The organism is Edaphocola flava (assembly GCF_004118155.1).
GTDB classification, from domain to species: domain Bacteria; phylum Bacteroidota; class Bacteroidia; order Chitinophagales; family Chitinophagaceae; genus Edaphocola; species Edaphocola flava.
On record NZ_SAIQ01000002.1, the window covers coordinates 722,310 to 739,475 of the forward strand.

13 protein-coding genes are annotated in these 17,166 nt (G+C 42.9%); 6 read left to right on the forward strand and 7 right to left on the reverse strand.

What is annotated here, in order from left to right:
• Positions 1-44: 44 nt before the first annotated feature.
• On the reverse strand, positions 45-1,550 hold the full coding sequence (locus EMP01_RS09350) for a tetratricopeptide repeat protein (protein WP_129021241.1): 1,506 nt from the start codon (positions 1,548-1,550) through the stop codon (positions 45-47).
• A 131-nt stretch (positions 1,551-1,681) separates the two neighbouring features.
• On the opposite strand from EMP01_RS09350, the gene paaZ reads away from it, so the two are divergent.
• From paaZ to EMP01_RS09375, 5 genes are all read left to right on the forward strand, one after another.
• Complete coding sequence (gene paaZ, locus EMP01_RS09355) at positions 1,682-3,757, forward strand: phenylacetic acid degradation bifunctional protein PaaZ (RefSeq protein ID WP_129021242.1); 2,076 nt, start codon at positions 1,682-1,684, stop codon at positions 3,755-3,757.
• 177 nt (positions 3,758-3,934) lie between these two features.
• Positions 3,935-4,456 carry a hypothetical protein gene (locus tag EMP01_RS09360; protein WP_129021243.1) on the forward strand — a complete coding sequence of 174 codons (522 nt, stop codon included), beginning with the start codon at positions 3,935-3,937 and terminating at the stop codon, positions 4,454-4,456.
• Between the two features lie 86 nt (positions 4,457-4,542).
• Complete coding sequence (locus EMP01_RS09365; protein ID WP_129021244.1) at positions 4,543-7,956, forward strand: methylmalonyl-CoA mutase family protein; 3,414 nt, start codon at positions 4,543-4,545, stop codon at positions 7,954-7,956.
• A 158-nt stretch (positions 7,957-8,114) separates the two neighbouring features.
• Positions 8,115-9,512 carry a hypothetical protein gene (locus EMP01_RS09370; protein ID WP_129021245.1) on the forward strand — a complete coding sequence of 466 codons (1,398 nt, stop codon included), beginning with the start codon at positions 8,115-8,117 and terminating at the stop codon, positions 9,510-9,512.
• A gap of 158 nt (positions 9,513-9,670) precedes the next feature.
• Positions 9,671-10,396, forward strand: coding sequence for a fatty acid desaturase (locus tag EMP01_RS09375; RefSeq protein WP_129021246.1), 726 nt, complete (start codon positions 9,671-9,673; stop codon positions 10,394-10,396).
• An 82-nt stretch (positions 10,397-10,478) separates the two neighbouring features.
• On the opposite strand, the gene EMP01_RS09380 is transcribed toward EMP01_RS09375, so the two are convergent.
• The 4 genes from EMP01_RS09380 to EMP01_RS09395 all read right to left on the reverse strand — a co-directional run bounded on the left by EMP01_RS09380 (position 10,479) and on the right by EMP01_RS09395 (position 13,158).
• Complete coding sequence (locus EMP01_RS09380; protein ID WP_129021247.1) at positions 10,479-10,670, reverse strand: cold-shock protein; 192 nt, start codon at positions 10,668-10,670, stop codon at positions 10,479-10,481.
• Between the two features lie 267 nt (positions 10,671-10,937).
• Positions 10,938-11,129, reverse strand: a complete 192-nt coding sequence (locus tag EMP01_RS09385; RefSeq protein ID WP_129021248.1) for a cold-shock protein — start codon at positions 11,127-11,129, stop codon at positions 10,938-10,940.
• A 28-nt stretch (positions 11,130-11,157) separates the two neighbouring features.
• Entirely contained in the window at positions 11,158-11,592 is a 435-nt protein-coding gene (locus tag EMP01_RS09390) for a cold-shock protein (protein WP_129021249.1), read from the reverse strand.
• 390 nt (positions 11,593-11,982) lie between these two features.
• Positions 11,983-13,158 carry an acyl-CoA dehydrogenase family protein gene (locus EMP01_RS09395; RefSeq protein WP_129021250.1) on the reverse strand — a complete coding sequence of 392 codons (1,176 nt, stop codon included), beginning with the start codon at positions 13,156-13,158 and terminating at the stop codon, positions 11,983-11,985.
• 337 nt (positions 13,159-13,495) lie between these two features.
• On the opposite strand from EMP01_RS09395, the gene EMP01_RS09400 reads away from it, so the two are divergent.
• On the forward strand, positions 13,496-14,353 hold the full coding sequence (locus EMP01_RS09400) for a sigma-70 family RNA polymerase sigma factor (RefSeq protein ID WP_124634262.1): 858 nt from the start codon (positions 13,496-13,498) through the stop codon (positions 14,351-14,353).
• Between the two features lie 122 nt (positions 14,354-14,475).
• Here the strand turns inward: EMP01_RS09400 and EMP01_RS09405 are convergent, their stop codons facing one another.
• Entirely contained in the window at positions 14,476-14,982 is a 507-nt protein-coding gene (locus EMP01_RS09405) for a DUF4476 domain-containing protein (protein WP_129021251.1), read from the reverse strand.
• A 130-nt stretch (positions 14,983-15,112) separates the two neighbouring features.
• Entirely contained in the window at positions 15,113-17,137 is a 2,025-nt protein-coding gene (ftsH, locus tag EMP01_RS09410; RefSeq protein ID WP_129021252.1) for an ATP-dependent zinc metalloprotease FtsH, read from the reverse strand.
• Positions 17,138-17,166: the final 29 nt, after the last annotated feature.

The window sequence follows — 17,166 nt, forward strand, 5'->3', positions numbered from 1 at the left end:
TATCATCGATGCACGCAATTTTTATTATCCCTATGTCTTACGGATTATTTTAAACGGTTCAGGGCCGCTTTGGCTTTCTGTTCCAGCGAGTTTTCATAATCATGATTTTTCATGTCGATACACTCGTTATACCTTTTTATAGCCAGGGCACGCTGCCCCATATCTTCATAAATATTGCCCAGTTCCAGCGCTGCTCTTGCAGCATAGTGCTCAGAGCGTTCACTGCCCATTTGTATGGTTTCCTGAAAATAGGCAATAGCCAGTTGCTGCTGCCCCAGGGCATGATAGATCTGTGCATTGCGGTAGGTAAACTCCAGCTGATCGGCAATGTTGCTGAAATCAGCCTTATCATAATTCTTAATCACCTGGCTGGCACTCAGGTAATTACCCCCGTCACACAGCAAGCGTATTTTTAATAAAGCAGCATTAGGGTAGTCCGGGCTTTTAGCATAGCGCAGGGCCTGTTTATCCCCGTCCGTGATGGCAGTGCCATATTGCAGACAATAACGTTTATATTCATCTGCCTTAGCCTTATTGCCCGTAACCCAGTAATACTGGCTCATTTTCTGATAGGCTTCCTTTATAAAATAATTATTCTTCGTCGTGTTCAGAAACCGGCTGAAATAAATAATGCAATCATCATCAAGGCTGAATAAAGCCGCCTGTCCCAGCTCGAACTGGAAGGCCGGTACCTCCATATAGCTGCTGCCTTTATTCATATTGTTCAGCACACTCATCGCCACTTTGGAGCGGTTGTTGTTTAAGGCTATGTTGGCTTTGGTAAAGGCAAGTAACTGGTTGTTGCGGACATCAATCTTATTGGCATCCAGGTAATCGAGTGCAGTACCCGGCTCGCTGAATAGTATAGATTTGAAATAACAGTAATAAACAATTGTCTCTTCTTTAAGCAAGTCTGTACTATTGTCATTCAGGTAATTGACGATGCGGGTGTTTCCACTCTTCACCGAACCTTTGAAACCCAGCAGGTTCACCATCCATCGATAGTTATTCGGTATGGTACCGATCATGCCCTCTGCTACACCCAGCAGTATATTATTCTGTTTGAAATTGGGGAAACGCCCCTGGTTCTCTTTCAGGTTGTTGTATGATTTACGGAACAGGTTGGCTGCCGCCGTCATATCATTAAAACGGATATTAATAGCTGCCCAGTGAAAATAGAGTGTGGCCTTGGTATAAGCATACCAGGGTGAGCTTTTATCGCCTTTATCCAGGATATTCATACGGATGCTCAGGTTATTCCTCCTGCGCTTCAGTTCTGCTGGATCGCCGCGGAATAATAAAGTAAACGCATCATCATAGCTATACAGGTATACGGCAATCAGGTTGTTGGGATGCTCCTTTAATTCTGCTTCCAGGAGCTGGTTGGCATCAGTAATGCGAAAGGCAGTATAGGCCTGATAGGCTTTCTGACAACGGGTATTAAAGTCATAATAGTATCCGGCCAGGCTCTTGAGTGTAGATAGGAGTATAAGGATAAAGGTTTGGATCAGCGATTTTCTGAGCATGGCGCAAAAATAAACTCCTTTCATGGGATAAGGTATTTTTTATTTGTTATCGGCTTCAGATTTTCAGAAAGGTTATATAATTATTGGCATGCTGCACTATTGCTTATGCTGTTTTTATTGTAAATTGCGGGTCAATAATTGAAAATTACCCTGATATGTCTTTAATAAAATTAGAAAATTACGCGCTCGGTCAGTGGGTACCCTCAACCGATAGCGGAGAGACTTTATATAATGCCATTACCGGCGATGCACTGTTTGTAGCAGACAGTAAAGAGCTGGATTTTGGCGCCATGATGGATTATGCCCGCAAAGTGGGTAGTCCTAAGTTGAGAAAAATGACCTTTCATGAGCGTGGCAGAATGCTGAAGGCCCTGGCCTTGTACCTGCTGGATCGTAAAGAAAGCTATTATAAAATATCTGCCTTTACCGGTGCTACGCGTGCTGATAGCTGGGTAGATATTGAAGGTGGTATCGGTAACCTGTTTGCCAATGCCTCCCTGCGCCGCCAGTTTCCGGACGAGCCGTTTTATGTAGATGGTGATGTAGCCCCGCTTTCCAAAGGTGGTACCTTCATTGGTCATCATATTATGGTACCGAAGCGTGGTGTAGCTATTCATATCAATGCATTCAACTTCCCGGTATGGGGTATGCTGGAAAAAATAGCGGTTAACCTGATGGCTGGTGTTCCGGCGATCGTGAAGCCTGCTACCTTAACCTCCTTCCTTACCGAGGCGGTTGTAAAAGATATTATTGCATCGGGTATACTGCCCGATGGAGCACTGCAGCTGATCTGTGGTTCTGCAAGAGGTATCCTGGATCATGTACAGAACGGAGACACCGTAACCTTTACAGGTTCTGCGACTACCGGCAAAATGCTGAAATCACATCCGCGCCTGATCGATGAGGCCGTTCCGTTCAATATGGAGGCCGACTCCCTGAACTGTTCGGTACTGGGTACAGATGTAACCACTGAGATGCCGGAGTTCGACATCTTCATTAAAGAGATCGCCAGAGAGATCACCACAAAAGCAGGTCAGAAATGTACGGCAGTACGCCGTATCATGGTGCCGGAACATATGGTGGAAGATGTACAGATCGCATTGGGCAAGCGCCTGGCGAGCTCTACCATCGGCGATCCTTCTGTAGAAGGCGTACGCATGGGGTCACTGGCCGGTCAGTCTCAGAGAGAAGAGGTGCTGGAGAAAATCGCACAGCTGAAACAAAGCCAGGACATCATTATCGGTGACCTGTCTAACTTTGAAGTGAAGGGTGCTGACAAAGCGAAAGGAGCCTTCCTGCCGCCGATCGTATTCCTGAATGATAATCCGTTCCATAAAACGGCAGTACACGATATCGAGGCCTTTGGTCCGGTAAGTACTATTATGCCGTATAAAGATATTGATGAAGCTGCTGCACTGGCACAGATGGGTAAAGGTTCCCTGGTTAGCTCTATCATTACGGCAGATGACCAGATTGCCAAAGCATATACGCTGGAAGCAGCAACAATGCACGGCCGTATCCTGGTGCTGAACCGCGATTGCGCCAAAGAAAGCACCGGCCACGGTTCTCCGATGCCTATGCTGATCCACGGTGGTCCGGGTCGTGCCGGTGGTGGTGAAGAAATGGGTGGTGTAAGAGGTATCCTGCACTTTATGCAGCGTACCGCAATCCAGGGCTCACCTACAACTATTACGGCTATTACAAATGTATACCAGCAAGGTGCTAAAGGAAATATTGACGGCATTCATCCGTTCAAAAAACATTACGAAGAATTGAAAGTAGGGGATCAGCTGATCACCGAAAGCCGCGAGATCACCAGTGAGGATATTGATAAATTTGCGGCACTGAGTGGCGATAACTTCTACGCGCATAAAGTAGAGACCAATTTTGAAGGTACCATGTTTGACCAGCAGGTAGCGCACGGATACTTCATTATGAGTATTGCTGCGGGTTTGTTTGTAGACAGCTATGAAATGAATCCTGTATTGCTCAACTATGGTATCGATGACCTGCGTTTCACCAAACCTGTTTATCCGGGTGCGAAGATCAACATCCGCTTTACCTGTAAGCAGAAATTACCAAATGATACGACACCGTCTGAAAACAATCCTAAGTCTAAGATCAAGCGTGGTGTGGTAAAATGGCTGGTAGAGATGCTGGATGATACAGATGAGCCACTGGTAGGGGTAGCGACTATCCTGACTATGGTGAAGCTGAAGAATCAGGATTAATTTTTTATACGAATAATAATTTCTAGTGTTGCGCGCCAGCTATGCCGGAGCGCAACACTTTTTTAGTCTACATTCAATGAAAGTAACAAGGTAATATCCTTAATATTATAACCAGACAAAATAAAGAGGTCTGGTCGATTAAAAACAAATGTTTATTTTTAGTCTAAAATTGCCTTTGTGAAAAAAATAGTATTCTGTGCTGCTTTAATTTGTTTACTGGCTTCCTGCAAGAAAAAAAAATATGGATGTGCAATGGGCGTTTATAGAATTCCGCCTGGTATAGCTTTTATTGGTTATGACAGTACGGAAATAAGTATAGTTATAATCTCCAAATATAAAGCAGAAACGAATTGGACTGAGTTTATTTCAAGTGACACCATTTATCCTGCGCATTTATACAGAAAAGGAGATACTATTGCTGCCAGTCAGAATAGTGGCTTTTATACTATCAGTAAGGTGTATAGTGAAGAATATGATTTTAAAATAAACCTTCCTGTAGCTGGGAGAACTCATCTGATTACAAAAGTTACTCCAGGCAGTAGTTCTTACGGTTGGGAGCAGGATAGGGAGTGTGGTAGCTCTCCCAGATCCACGGCGATGGCATATGAGGGGATGACTATTGATGGAATAATACAGCAACCGGCATCTGTGGAAATGATATCAGATTATCCCCGGGTAGTTTATATTACTAAACAATAATTGAATATATTACTTCTGTTCCCAATGGCGCTATATGCGCCATTTTTCGTACTTTTGGAACCTTAATTTATATATTACAAGGAATTATGTCGTATACTCCGAAAAACAAAATCCGCATTGTTACTGCCGCATCTTTATTTGACGGTCATGATGCTTCTATTAATATCATGCGCCGCGTGATGCAGTCTAATGGTACTGAGGTGATTCACCTGGGCCATGACAGAAGTGTGCAGGAGGTAGTAGATTGCGCGATACAGGAAGATGCCAATGCGATTGCGATGACCTCTTATCAGGGGGGTCACGTGGAATACCTGAAATACATGTACGACCTTTTGAATGAAAAAGGGGCCGGACATATCAAAATATTTGCCGGTGGTGGTGGTGTAATCCTGCCGGAAGAGATCAGAGAACTGGAAGCATACGGTATTGATAAAATTTACTCTCCTGATGATGGCCGTGCTATGGGTCTGGAGGGGATGATCATCGACCTGATGACCAAATCTGATTATCCTACCGGTAACCAGCTGAATGGTGAAGTAGGGCATATTACCGACAGAAATCCTAAAGATATCGGCCGCCTGATCTCTGCTGCAGAGAACTATGGCGAACTGCCGGAAACGCAGGCCATGCTGGCTAAAGTAAAAAGCCTGGCTGCGGAAAGTAAAACGCCTGTACTGGGTATTACCGGTACCGGTGGTTCGGGTAAGTCATCTTCTGTAGATGAGATCGTGCGTCGCTTCCTGCTGGACTTCCCTGAAAAAACGATCGGTATCATCTCTGTAGATCCGTCTAAACGTAAGACCGGCGGTGCTTTACTGGGTGACCGTATCCGTATGAATGCCATCCGCAACGAAAGAGTATATATGCGCTCGATGGCTACGCGCCAGAGCAACCTGGCTGTATCTAAATACATCGAAGATGCAGTAAACATCCTGAAAGCTGCTCAGTATGACCTGGTGATCCTGGAGACATCCGGTATTGGTCAGAGTGATACGCAGATCACGGATTACAGTGATGTGAGCATGTATATCATGACTCCGGAATATGGTGCGGCAACACAGCTGGAGAAAATCGACATGCTGGACTTTGCAGACATCGTAGTGGTAAATAAGTTTGATAAACGTGGTGCTGCCGATGCATTGAGAGATGTGAAGAAGCAATACCAGCGTAACCATAAGCTGTTCGACAAAGACATCGAGTCTATGCCGATCTATGGTACCATAGCATCTCAGTTCAACGATCCGGGTACGAACAGTATGTATCGTGCACTGATGGACGTTGTAGTGGCAAAAACCGGTGCTGATCTGAAATCTGACTTCGTTGCTTCTGGCGAACTGAGTGAGAAAATCTTTATCATTCCGCCATCCCGTACCCGCTACCTGAGCGAGATTGCGGAAAACAACCGCGGTTATGATAAAAGAGCAAAAGATCAGGCTGAAGTAGCACAGAAACTGTTTGGTATCAGTAAGACCATCGAAACCTTACAGTCTTCCGATATCGAAGACAGAGACCGCCTGATCAAAGAACTGCAGGAAGTATATCATAAAGTAAACCTGGAGCTGGATCCTAAGCATATGGAACTGCTGAAGAACTGGGAAGCGAAAAAGGCTAACTACCAGAATGAATTCTACGAATTTAAGGTACGTGATAAAGTACTGAAAATTAAAACACATACAGAATCCCTGTCTCACTCTCAGATTCCGAAAGTGGCTGTGCCAAGATTCGAAGCCTGGGGCGAGATCCTGAAATGGTCTCTGCTGGAGAACTTCCCTGGAGAATTTCCTTATGCAGCAGGTATCTATCCGTTCAAACGCGAAGGAGAAGATCCTACCCGTATGTTTGCCGGAGAGGGTGGACCAGAGCGTACCAACAAACGTTTTCATTATGTAAGTAAAGGCCTGCCGGCTGCGCGTCTCAGTACCGCATTCGACTCCGTTACTTTGTATGGTCAGGATCCTGATCACCGTCCGGATATCTATGGTAAAATCGGTAACTCCGGTGTGAGCATTCCAACCCTGGATGATGCGAAGAAACTATATTCCGGCTTTAACCTGGCTGATCCTAAAACCTCTGTGTCTATGACCATTAATGGCCCGGCACCGACGATCACCGCTTTCTTCATGAATGCAGCGATCGATCAGCAGTGTGAACTGTATATCAAAGAAAATGGACTGGAAGCGGATGTAAATGCAAAAATCGATGAGATTTATGCTTCAAAAGGCTTACCTCGTCCATACTACAGTGCCAATGTTGGTGTAGGTCAGGAAGCAGAAGGTAAACAAGGCGCATTACCGGAAGGTAATAACGGTTTGGGGCTGATGCTGCTGGGGGTAACCGGTGACCAGGTATTACCGGCCGATGTATATAATGATATTAAAGAAAGAACGCTGAAAGCAGTACGTGGTACTGTTCAGGCAGATATCCTGAAAGAAGATCAGGCACAGAATACCTGTATCTTCTCTACCGAGTTTTCTCTGCGCGTAATGGGTGATGTGCAGCAGTACTTTATCGATAAAGGCGTGCGCAACTTCTACTCTGTGTCTATCTCCGGATACCACATTGCAGAAGCAGGTGCCAATCCTATCTCGCAGCTGGCCTTTACCCTTTCTAACGGTTTCACGTTTGTAGAATACTACCTGAGCCGCGGTATGCATATCGATGACTTTGCACCGAACTTATCTTTCTTCTTCTCCAACGGTATCGATCCGGAATATTCTGTGATCGGTCGTGTGGCGAGAAGAATATGGTCTAAGGCAATGAAGTTCAAATATGGTGGTAACGAGCGTTCTCAGATGCTGAAATACCATATCCAGACATCGGGCCGTTCCCTGCACGCACAGGAGATCGACTTTAATGATATCCGTACAACCTTACAGGCCCTGTATGCGATCTATGATAACTGTAACTCCCTGCATACAAATGCGTACGATGAGGCAATCACTACGCCTACCGAAGAATCGGTACGCCGTGCTATGGCCATTCAGCTGATCATCAACCGTGAGTTAGGTCTGGCTAAAAATGAAAACCCATTACAGGGTTCATTCATCATCGAAGAACTGACTGACCTGGTAGAAGCAGCCGTATTGTCTGAGTTTGATAAAATCACCGAGCGTGGCGGTGTACTGGGTGCGATGGAAACCATGTATCAGCGCGGTAAAATACAGGAAGAAAGCCTGTACTACGAAACCCTGAAGCATACAGGTGAGTTCCCTATTATCGGGGTAAATACCTTCCTGAGCTCAAAAGGTTCGCCAACGGTAATACCAGCCGAGGTAATCCGTTCTACTACAGAAGAGAAGGAATACCAGATCGCCAATGTTCAGAACCTGTGGACACGCAGTGGTAACAATGGAGAAGAAGCCCTGAAGCGCCTGCAGGAGATTGCGATCAAAAATGGCAATATCTTCGGAGAGCTGATGGAAACGGTTAAGTACTGCTCCCTGGGCCAGATCACTCAGGCACTGTTTGAAGTGGGTGGTCAGTACAGAAGAAATATGTAATCGTAAAATAAGTATATCTCAAAACCGGTTGTAATGTTAAGTTGCAACCGGTTTTGTGTTTTTCCGGAGTAGCATTATGGAGAAGTATACTTTTTATAAGTACTTTGCGTTTTGTCTATTGACTATCACTAGTTGGAGACTTTATTTATATACAGCATATGAGGATAATTTTTACCATTCTGTTTTGTGTGGGCTTTATCGGGAATAGTGCCTGCAGTCAGCAGCATATTGATTTTAATGTTCGTTTTTCGGAATTATATGCCACATATGATTTTATGACGAAGATCTCAGACAATTATCCCGATAATGAACTGAAGACAATTTTTGAGCAGTCTGCATACAATACCGCGTCCAACAGAGAAGGGCTCAGGCGTTTTGAACAATTGCCGATTGATTATGCCTACGCTTTCCCGCAATTCCCCAAACCAATGAAAACCGGCCTCATGTCACGTGATTTACTGGAGCGCAACCTGGTGCTGAGTGACTCACTACCGGCATTCCTGAATCGCTCGATAGGTATATTACCGGCTAATGATCTGATGATATTTGCACAGTTATTGCAGCAGTTTATTCCGGTTTATAGATCACTTATTCTACTGCCATATAAAGATAGATTTGCGCTGCAGCAGCAATCCTTGCAGGCCTATGCTGATAAGGGAATACTTTCTGATTTTCTTACACTGGGACTTGCATTCTACAATACAAAATGGGACCCTGCTGTTCCCTTTGAAATATGTGTACAGCCAGCTTTGGAAGCGGATAATCTTGGAGCCCGTGCATTCCTTAATATTGCCGTATGTGAACCACCTGTAGGACTAAAAGATCATAAGTCTTTTTTTAGTGTTGCTATGCATGAAATATATCATATCATTTATGATAACCAATCGCTCGACGTGAAGCAAAATATCAAGGGTTGGTTTGCAGCAACCAATTCGCCTAACCGTCAGTATGCCTTATTGCTCCTGAACGAAGTGCTGGCTACTGCACTGGGCAATGCTTATGTTATGGATTCACTGAATGGCACTATAAAAGAAGACGACTGGTATGCAAATAAATATATCACTGCTATGGCAAAAGAGATCTATCCTGTAGTAAAAACATATATCAGGGATAAGCAACCCATAGATGAGGCTTTTGTACGTAAGTATGTAGCGATTTATGACAGGCAGTTTCCCAATTGGACTAAAGAGCTGGATCACCTGATGACCTACCGGTATGTTATTGCAGACGACCTGCAGGATCTGAATTATATCAACAAAACCTATCGCTATTATTCCTACAAAAGATCTGGCGTTCCTTTTTCGATAGCAGAGGCCGATCGGATAAGACAGGAGCCGGTTACCAAGGTATTTATAATATCCCGTAATCATAAAGAAATTCTGGCAGCATTGAGGCAGCAGTATTCAGTATTGCAGAAACATGCCTTTAATTATAAAAAGGAGTTTATACATGTAAGTATACTGGAAGATCAGACAAGGCTCATGATCATAAACCGTTATGCATCATCGACAGCTACGCTTATGAATAACTGGTTTCCTGGTAAGGTAATACCTTAATATGTCCATACTGCAATAAGTTTCTGACATATAACATTTGATTTATAATAACCTTTTCTTATATTGCGTTAATATATTGTAATTCATTACTTAAAATTTAGTTTATTAAACACCATATCTATCTGTTGTTTTATATTCTATCAAAACAACATTTTTTTATGGCGCTTTTGATCTTCTTTACCATTCATTGGTATACCTCACTATTTTTTCAATCCGTATTCCACCATCGTTATGCAGCCCATAATATGTTTACGATGTCAAAAGGCTGGGAGCGGTTATTTTTCTTCGGCTGTTTCATCACACAGGGTTCTTCCTATATCAGTGCCTATACTTACGGGCTGATGCACCGATTACATCATGCCTATACCGATAAGCCCGAAGATCCGCACTCACCACATAATGAACCCAATCCTTTTATGATGATGTGGCTGACAAGAACCAGTTATTTTAATATCTATATCGGGAAAAGGGTAGTGGAGGAAAAGTATAAAAAGAATCTCCCGGACTGGCAGGCATTTGATAAAATCGCCCACAGTGGTATTGCACGCATATGCTGGGTAGCAATATATTTTGCAATTTATATGTCGCTGGCTACTGAATGGTGGCAATGGTTATTATTCCCGGTTACGGTTGCAATGGGCTCCTTCCAGGGAATGATTGTAAACTGGTGGGCACACAAGTTTGGCTATGAAAATTTTGAAATGACCAATACCTCTAAGAACATCCTTCCTGTCGATTTAGTATTCTGGGGTGAGGCTTATCATAATAATCATCATAAGCATCCGCATAAGCCCAATAACGCCTCTAAATGGTTTGAATGGGATATGGGATTCCAGGCGATGAAAGCATTGCAATTCATGAGGGTAATTAAGATCAGATCATAATCCCTTAACAACAAAAATGATACATAATAAAAAGGAGTAAAGCCATAAGCTTTACTCCTTTTTGGGATTAATGATACTGATATTAAACTAATTTTATATTAACTGCATTTAATCCTTTTTTACCGTTTTGGGTGTCGTACATTACTTTGTCATTTTCTTTTACATCAGAGGTTAATCCGCTAAAGTGAAAGAAGATATCTTCGCTTTCGTTAGATGGTGTAATGAAACCGAAACCCTTTGTTTCGTTGAAGAACTTAACTGTACCTTCTTGCATGGTTATATTGATTTAAATTATAAATTTCTTATTTAATTTTTTTTACGTTAACAGCACGGCATCCGTAATAATCATCATAAGCACCCGCATAAGCCTAATAATCCCTCTAAATGGCTTGAGTGGTATATGGGATTCCAGGCGATGAAAGCATTGCAATTCATGAGGGTAATTAAGATCAGATCATCTCCCTTAACAACAAAATGATACATAATAAAAAAGGAGTAAAGCCATAAGCTTTACTCCTTTTTGGGATAAATAATACTAATATTAAACTAATTTTATATTAACTGCATTTAATCCTTTTTTACCGTTTTGGGTGTCGTACATTACTTTGTCATTTTCTTTTACATCAGAGGTTAATCCGCTAAAGTGAAAGAAGATATCTTCGCTTCCGTTAGATGGTGTAATGAAACCGAAACCCTTTGTTTCGTTGAAGAACTTAACTGTACCTTCTTGCATGGTTATATTGATTTAAATTGTAAACTTCTTATTTAATTTTTTTCACGTTAACGGCACTGTATCCGTTTGGCGTTTTCTTTTTGAAAAATGACACTCTGTCTTTTTCCTGTATAGGCTCCTTGAACTTACTTACGTGTACAAAAACGGTATTTCTGCTATTATCTTCAGTGATGAAACCGTAGTCTTTATCCGTAAACAGTAATGAAACCATTCCTGTATAAATTGTATCGTCTGGCGCTTCGTCAAAATTTCTTCTGTGATCCTGTGCTGCTGGCTTCCTGATTTGTTGCTGATCCGGTGGAACATCTGTCAGGTTACCGTTTTCGTCCAGGTACACAGTCATTTCCTCCAGACTTTTCCCCTTATCGTTGTTTGTTTTTCTGTCTTCTTTCTTTTCAGCCTTATCCTGTTTTTTCTTTGCTTTTTTCTTCTCTCTTTCCTTTTTTGAAAAAGTATCTGCCATGCTTAGATTAATTGTTTTTTTATTAATGAATTACGCTGGTTCTCCTATGAGCCAGGCCTTATTTGTTTACTATTTAACTTTCGTCAGAGTAGTGTATTGAATAACCAATGACGGAAATGATAATGTAGTAGTTTAAAGCGAGAACTGAGGCGGGAGCAGTAATAAATTATTGATACAATCAGCTAAAGTAAAGGCCGAAACCTACTATTGAATTGCAAAGGTAGGGTATTTTCTAATAATAAAAAAATATAATATTTTCTTTTGCGTGATATGAGATGCCTTATACTAGCGGTAATGCAGGCCAGGCCTGATGATAAGCCTATTTTATAAAATTATAATGGCCTGCAATTTTTTTTTGCAGGCCATTATAATTTTATAAACTTGTTGTGTTTATTTGAATGCGCTTAAACCGGTTACATCTTGTCCGGTAATCAGCAGATGGATGTCATGTGTACCTTCGTAAGTAATTACAGACTCCAGGTTCATCGAGTGGCGCATAATGCTATACTCACCAGTGATACCCATACCACCTAAGATCTGGCGTGCTTCGCGGGCAATGTTGATGGCAACATCACAGCTGTTGCGTTTAGCCATAGAGATTTGCGCCGGTGTTGCACGACCTTCATTTCTCAGCTGGCCTAAGCGCCATACCAGTAACTGACCTTTAGTGATTTCAGTAATCATCTCAGCCAGTTTCTTTTGTGTCAGTTGGAAGCCACCGATAGGGCGGTCAAACTGTATACGTTGCTGCGAATAACGCAGTGCTGTATCATAACAGTCCATACCGGCACCCAGGGCACCCCAGGCAATACCAAAGCGTGCGCTGGACAGACAGCCCAAAGGACCTTTCAGCCCTTGTACGCCAGGCAGGATATTTTCTTTAGGAACTTTTACATTATCAAATACCAGTTCTCCGGTAGCAGAAGCACGTAAGCTCCATTTGCCATGTGTTTCCGGAGTAGTGAAGCCTTCCATACCGCGCTCAACAATCAGACCCTGGATCTTGCCTTGCGGGTTTCTTGCCCATACTACAGCGATATCTGCAAATGGTGCATTGGAGATCCACATTTTAGAACCATTCAGGATCACGTGACTGCCCGCATCGGTAAAGTTGGTCAGCATACCGGCAGGATTAGAACCAAAATCAGGCTCGGTAAGCCCGAAACAGCCCATCATTTCACCAGAAGCCAGTTTAGGTAAGTATTTTTTCTTTTGCTCTTCAGAACCGTAGGTGTAGATCGGATACATAACCAGTGACCCTTGTACAGAAGCAGTAGAACGAACGCCGGAGTCACCACGCTCCAGTTCCTGCATCATAATACCGTAGGTCATATAATCCAGTCCGGGACCACCATACTCTTCCGGTACAAACGGACCAAAACAACCTTGCTCACCCAGGCCTTTAATGATCTGGCTTGGAAATGCAGCACGTTGCGCATAATCTTCAATTATTGGGGAGATATCTTTCTTTACAAATGCCCTTACCGAATCGCGAATTACTTTTTGTTCATCGGTTAAAAACTCGTCTAATAAATAATAATCCGGATGTTGATACAGATCTTGCATATTGATTTTGAGATTTTTTTGAAATTCGGACAAAGTTAATGTTTTGGATTGATCTACGCTTCATTTTTCAAAGAATCTTATTTGTGGCAGTTATAGTCTTTTTTAACAAGGTAATGTCTGCAAATTGTGTTAATTTTGCGCCGCCAAGGTAAACATGACAGTCGGATGCCGTTCCGGTACGATTTTTGAGGTGTATTAAATGTATGTACAAACAAACATTTAACATATTAATTTCATATGAAAGCTTTGAAATGTATCGTTAGGATTGTATGTTTATCCCGGAATTGCAGGAGACAATGTGCGGGCGTTTTACTTCTAAAAATATCTATTATATAATATGAGACAACTCAAGATTGCAACCCAGATTACGAACAGAGATTCGCAGGCCGTTGAGAAATATCTTCAGGAGATCAGTCGTATTTCGATGATCACTCCGGAAGAGGAGACTATACTGGCCCAAAAGATCCACATGGGGGATCAGCGTGCTCTGGAGAAGCTGGTGAAAGCCAACTTACGTTTTGTAGTATCGGTTGCGAAACAATATCAACACCAGGGTCTTTCTTTAAGTGATCTGATCAATGAAGGTAACCTGGGTTTGATCAAAGCGGCACAACGTTTCGATGAGACCAAGGGCTTTAAATTCATTTCTTATGCGGTATGGTGGATTCGTCAGAGCATCCTGCAGGCATTAGCAGAGCAGGGACGTCTGGTACGTCTGCCTCAAAATAAAATTGGTACTTATAACAAAGCCAACAAAGCATATATTGCTTTCGAACAGGAACATGAGCGCGAACCAAGCACAGAAGAGCTGGCCAGCATCCTGGAAATGAGCGAAACAGAGATTGCAAATATCTTCAGCAGCAACAGCCGCCACACCTCACTGGATGCGCCGGTACATGAAGCCGAAGATGTGGCTATGGGTGACCTGCTGGAAGGCAGCAGCGATACCGATGATGATGTAATGAAAGATTCTCTGAAAGCAGAGATTCAGCGCATCTTAAAATCATTAAGTGTTCGTGAAGCCGAAATCATCTCTTCTTACTTCGGACTGGAAGGCGATAATGGCCCGACAATCGAAGAAATCGGTAAAAAATACGACCTTACTAAAGAGCGTATCCGCCAGATCAAAGAAAGAGCGATCAAACGCCTGCAAAAAGCGCGTTACAGCGGATCCTTGAAATCTTATTTAGGTTAATAAGAACGAATAACCTAAGCAAAAAAGAAAGCGTGGTATATATACCACGCTTTCTTTTTTTATAACTAAAGTAAGTATCTTATTCTGGCAACACCTGCCTGAACCGGTGCTGTTACGCCTTCTTAGCGGTTAGGATTAGTCGCATTGACATAATCCCATACCTTATCCTTATTAGCGGAAAATGTAAGGGTATTTATCGCTTTGAAGTACATTCCCTTGTCTACACAATTGGCATAAGCACTTTTCAATAAATCTACCTTACCATCTTCAAAGCTGAACCGCTTGCTGATGGCAGCAATCTGATCAGAAGACAGGTAATTATTGCTGCTGATGAATATGGCCATACGCAGTTTGTCCTTGTCAAACGCCTGTTTATTGATCTCTGTCAGTGCATCGGCAAAATCCATGTCACTCATGGCAAATCTGGTATTAACAGGACGTCCGCCACACAGGCAATTACCGTTACATGGTCTGCCGTATTGCGCATCCGGATTAGGACGGCTACTATGGTCTGGACGATTCTGATTGCCATAATCAGGACGATTCTGGTTGCGGTTATTCTGCTGTGCATTCATGGTGCCTGTCCATAAGAGTAGGGCGGCAAGAGGTAGTAAGGCTCTTTTCATCATTGTATGTTATTATTTAGGGGTTGAGTATTCAGGTTGCAATATTAAGACACCGGGTGGAGATAAAAGTTTATTGCAATAAAAAAAAGTTCAGGATTTTTTCCTGAACTTTTTTTTATAATGTATTGATTACTTATGCATTAAAGGTAACCGGATCAATTGCCGGAGGGGCAGTATTACCATTTTCCGGGAAGAACGGGGTGTCCTGCGGATCTTCAAATGGTCTCTGGCCGATCAGGCGCTCCAGGTCATCTTTATATAAGACTTCTTTTTTCAATAATTCTTCAGCAACCAGTTCTACTTCTCTGCGTTTTTCAGAAAGTAATGCCTTAGCTCTCAGGTATGCCTTGTCTGACAATAGTTTTACTTCCTGGTCGATGATCTTGCCGGTCTCTTCACTATAAGGCTTCTGGAAGCTACCTTCGCTTTGCGGATCATAGAAAGAGATATTACCGATCTTGTCATTCATACCATAGATACTGACCATAGCATAGGCAGTACGGGTCACTTGTTGCAGATCACTCAATGCACCTGTAGAGATTTTACCAAAGAAGATTTCTTCGCTGGCACGACCACCAAGGGTCATACACATATCATCTTCCAGTTCCTGTGTCAAGGTCAGGTATTTCTCTTTAGGCAGGTATTGTGCAAAGCCCAGTGCAGCGGTACCTCTCGGTACGATGGTAACTTTTACCAGTGGGTGTGCATGCTCCAGGAACCATCCTGCTACGGCATGACCCGCTTCGTGATAAGCAATTACTTTTTTCTCTTCTGGTTGAATGATCTTGTTTTTCTTTTCCAGACCACCGATGATACGGTCAATTGCATCATTGAAGTCCTTCATATCTACCTCTGTCTTACCATTACGGGCAGCGATCAGGGCAGCTTCATTACACACATTCGCAATGTCTGCACCCGCAAAACCAGGCGTCTGGATGGCCAGTTTCTGCACATCAAGGTTAGCTGATTTTTTGATCGGGGTCAGATGCACCTGGAATATTTTTTCTCTTCCTTTAGCATCTGGCAGGTCGATAGAGATCTGACGGTCGAAACGACCCGGACGTAATAAAGCCGCATCCAGTACATCTGGTCTGTTGGTCGCTGCAAGGATAATGATACCACTATCTCCGCTAAAGCCATCCATTTCTACCAGCATCTGGTTCAGCGTATTTTCACGCTCATCATTACTCATTACCGCATTCTTGCCTCTTGCACGGCCTATCGCATCAATCTCATCGATAAATACGATACAAGGTGCTTTTTCGCGAGCCTGTTTAAATAAGTCTCTTACACGACTGGCACCTACACCTACGAACATCTCTACGAAATCGGAACCCGACATAGAGAAGAACGGTACCTGCGCTTCACCGGCAACAGCTTTAGCCAGCAGGGTTTTACCCGTTCCCGGAGGGCCTACAAGCAGGGCTCCTTTGGGAATTTTACCACCGAGATTTGTATATTTTTTAGGATTTTTCAGGAAATCTACGATCTCCATGATCTCCACTTTTGCTTCGTCCAGTCCGGCAACATCATTGAAGGTGATATTAACCATAGTCCCTTTTTCAAACAGCTGTGCTTTAGACTTACCGATGTTGAAGATACCACCACCTGCAGGACCTGCGCCACCGCTGCTCATTTTACGGAACATGATCAGTATACCGATCAGTACGATTGCCGGCAGGATCAGTTGTGTAAGGAAAGCAAAAGGATTGCCTCTGTCTTCCAGGAAAACCGGTACTTCAGGTTTGTTTTCAGCTTTCAGCTGTTTCATAACCTCCTGGTAATTGTCATTAAAGACCTCGTATTTACCAATATTGAAGGCAAAATCAAATGCGCCGTCCTTATTGGACATCAGCATATCATAGCGATCATTGCGTTTCGGTTTCTCTTTCGCCCAGTCTTTCAGGAAAACCTCGGCTACCTGGTTGTTTACAATAACAACTTTATCGACTTTATTCTGCAGCAGAAATTCGTTCTGGAATTGCAGGAAAGAAATTTCTTTATTCTTTCCGCCACCAAGACTGATAAACTGCATACCGATTATAATCGCTAAAATAATGCCATAAATCCAGTAGAAAGAGGTCTTAGGTTTTTTGCCCTGATTGTTATTATTCATCCCCGGCTGTTGCGGGGTCTTCTTATTATTAAGCTCGTCCATTGTCTGTTTTGTATTAGTAATAGGGAGGC

Bases quoted from the DNA above. Each gene is read 5' to 3' on its own strand.
- EMP01_RS09350 (WP_129021241.1), bottom strand. From the start codon at position 1,550: ATGAAAGGAGTTTATTTTTGCGCCATGCTCAGAAAATCGCTGATCCAA.
- paaZ (WP_129021242.1), top strand. From the start codon at position 1,682: ATGTCTTTAATAAAATTAGAAAATTACGCGCTCGGTCAGTGGGTACCC.
- EMP01_RS09365 (WP_129021244.1), top strand. From the start codon at position 4,543: ATGTCGTATACTCCGAAAAACAAAATCCGCATTGTTACTGCCGCATCT.
- EMP01_RS09370 (WP_129021245.1), top strand. From the start codon at position 8,115: ATGAGGATAATTTTTACCATTCTGTTTTGTGTGGGCTTTATCGGGAAT.
- EMP01_RS09375 (WP_129021246.1), top strand. From the start codon at position 9,671: ATGGCGCTTTTGATCTTCTTTACCATTCATTGGTATACCTCACTATTT.
- EMP01_RS09380 (WP_129021247.1), bottom strand. From the start codon at position 10,670: ATGCAAGAAGGTACAGTTAAGTTCTTCAACGAAACAAAGGGTTTCGGT.
- EMP01_RS09385 (WP_129021248.1), bottom strand. From the start codon at position 11,129: ATGCAAGAAGGTACAGTTAAGTTCTTCAACGAAACAAAGGGTTTCGGT.
- EMP01_RS09390 (WP_129021249.1), bottom strand. From the start codon at position 11,592: ATGGCAGATACTTTTTCAAAAAAGGAAAGAGAGAAGAAAAAAGCAAAG.
- EMP01_RS09395 (WP_129021250.1), bottom strand. From the start codon at position 13,158: ATGCAAGATCTGTATCAACATCCGGATTATTATTTATTAGACGAGTTT.
- EMP01_RS09400 (WP_124634262.1), top strand. From the start codon at position 13,496: ATGAGACAACTCAAGATTGCAACCCAGATTACGAACAGAGATTCGCAG.
- EMP01_RS09405 (WP_129021251.1), bottom strand. From the start codon at position 14,982: ATGATGAAAAGAGCCTTACTACCTCTTGCCGCCCTACTCTTATGGACA.
- ftsH (WP_129021252.1), bottom strand. From the start codon at position 17,137: ATGGACGAGCTTAATAATAAGAAGACCCCGCAACAGCCGGGGATGAAT.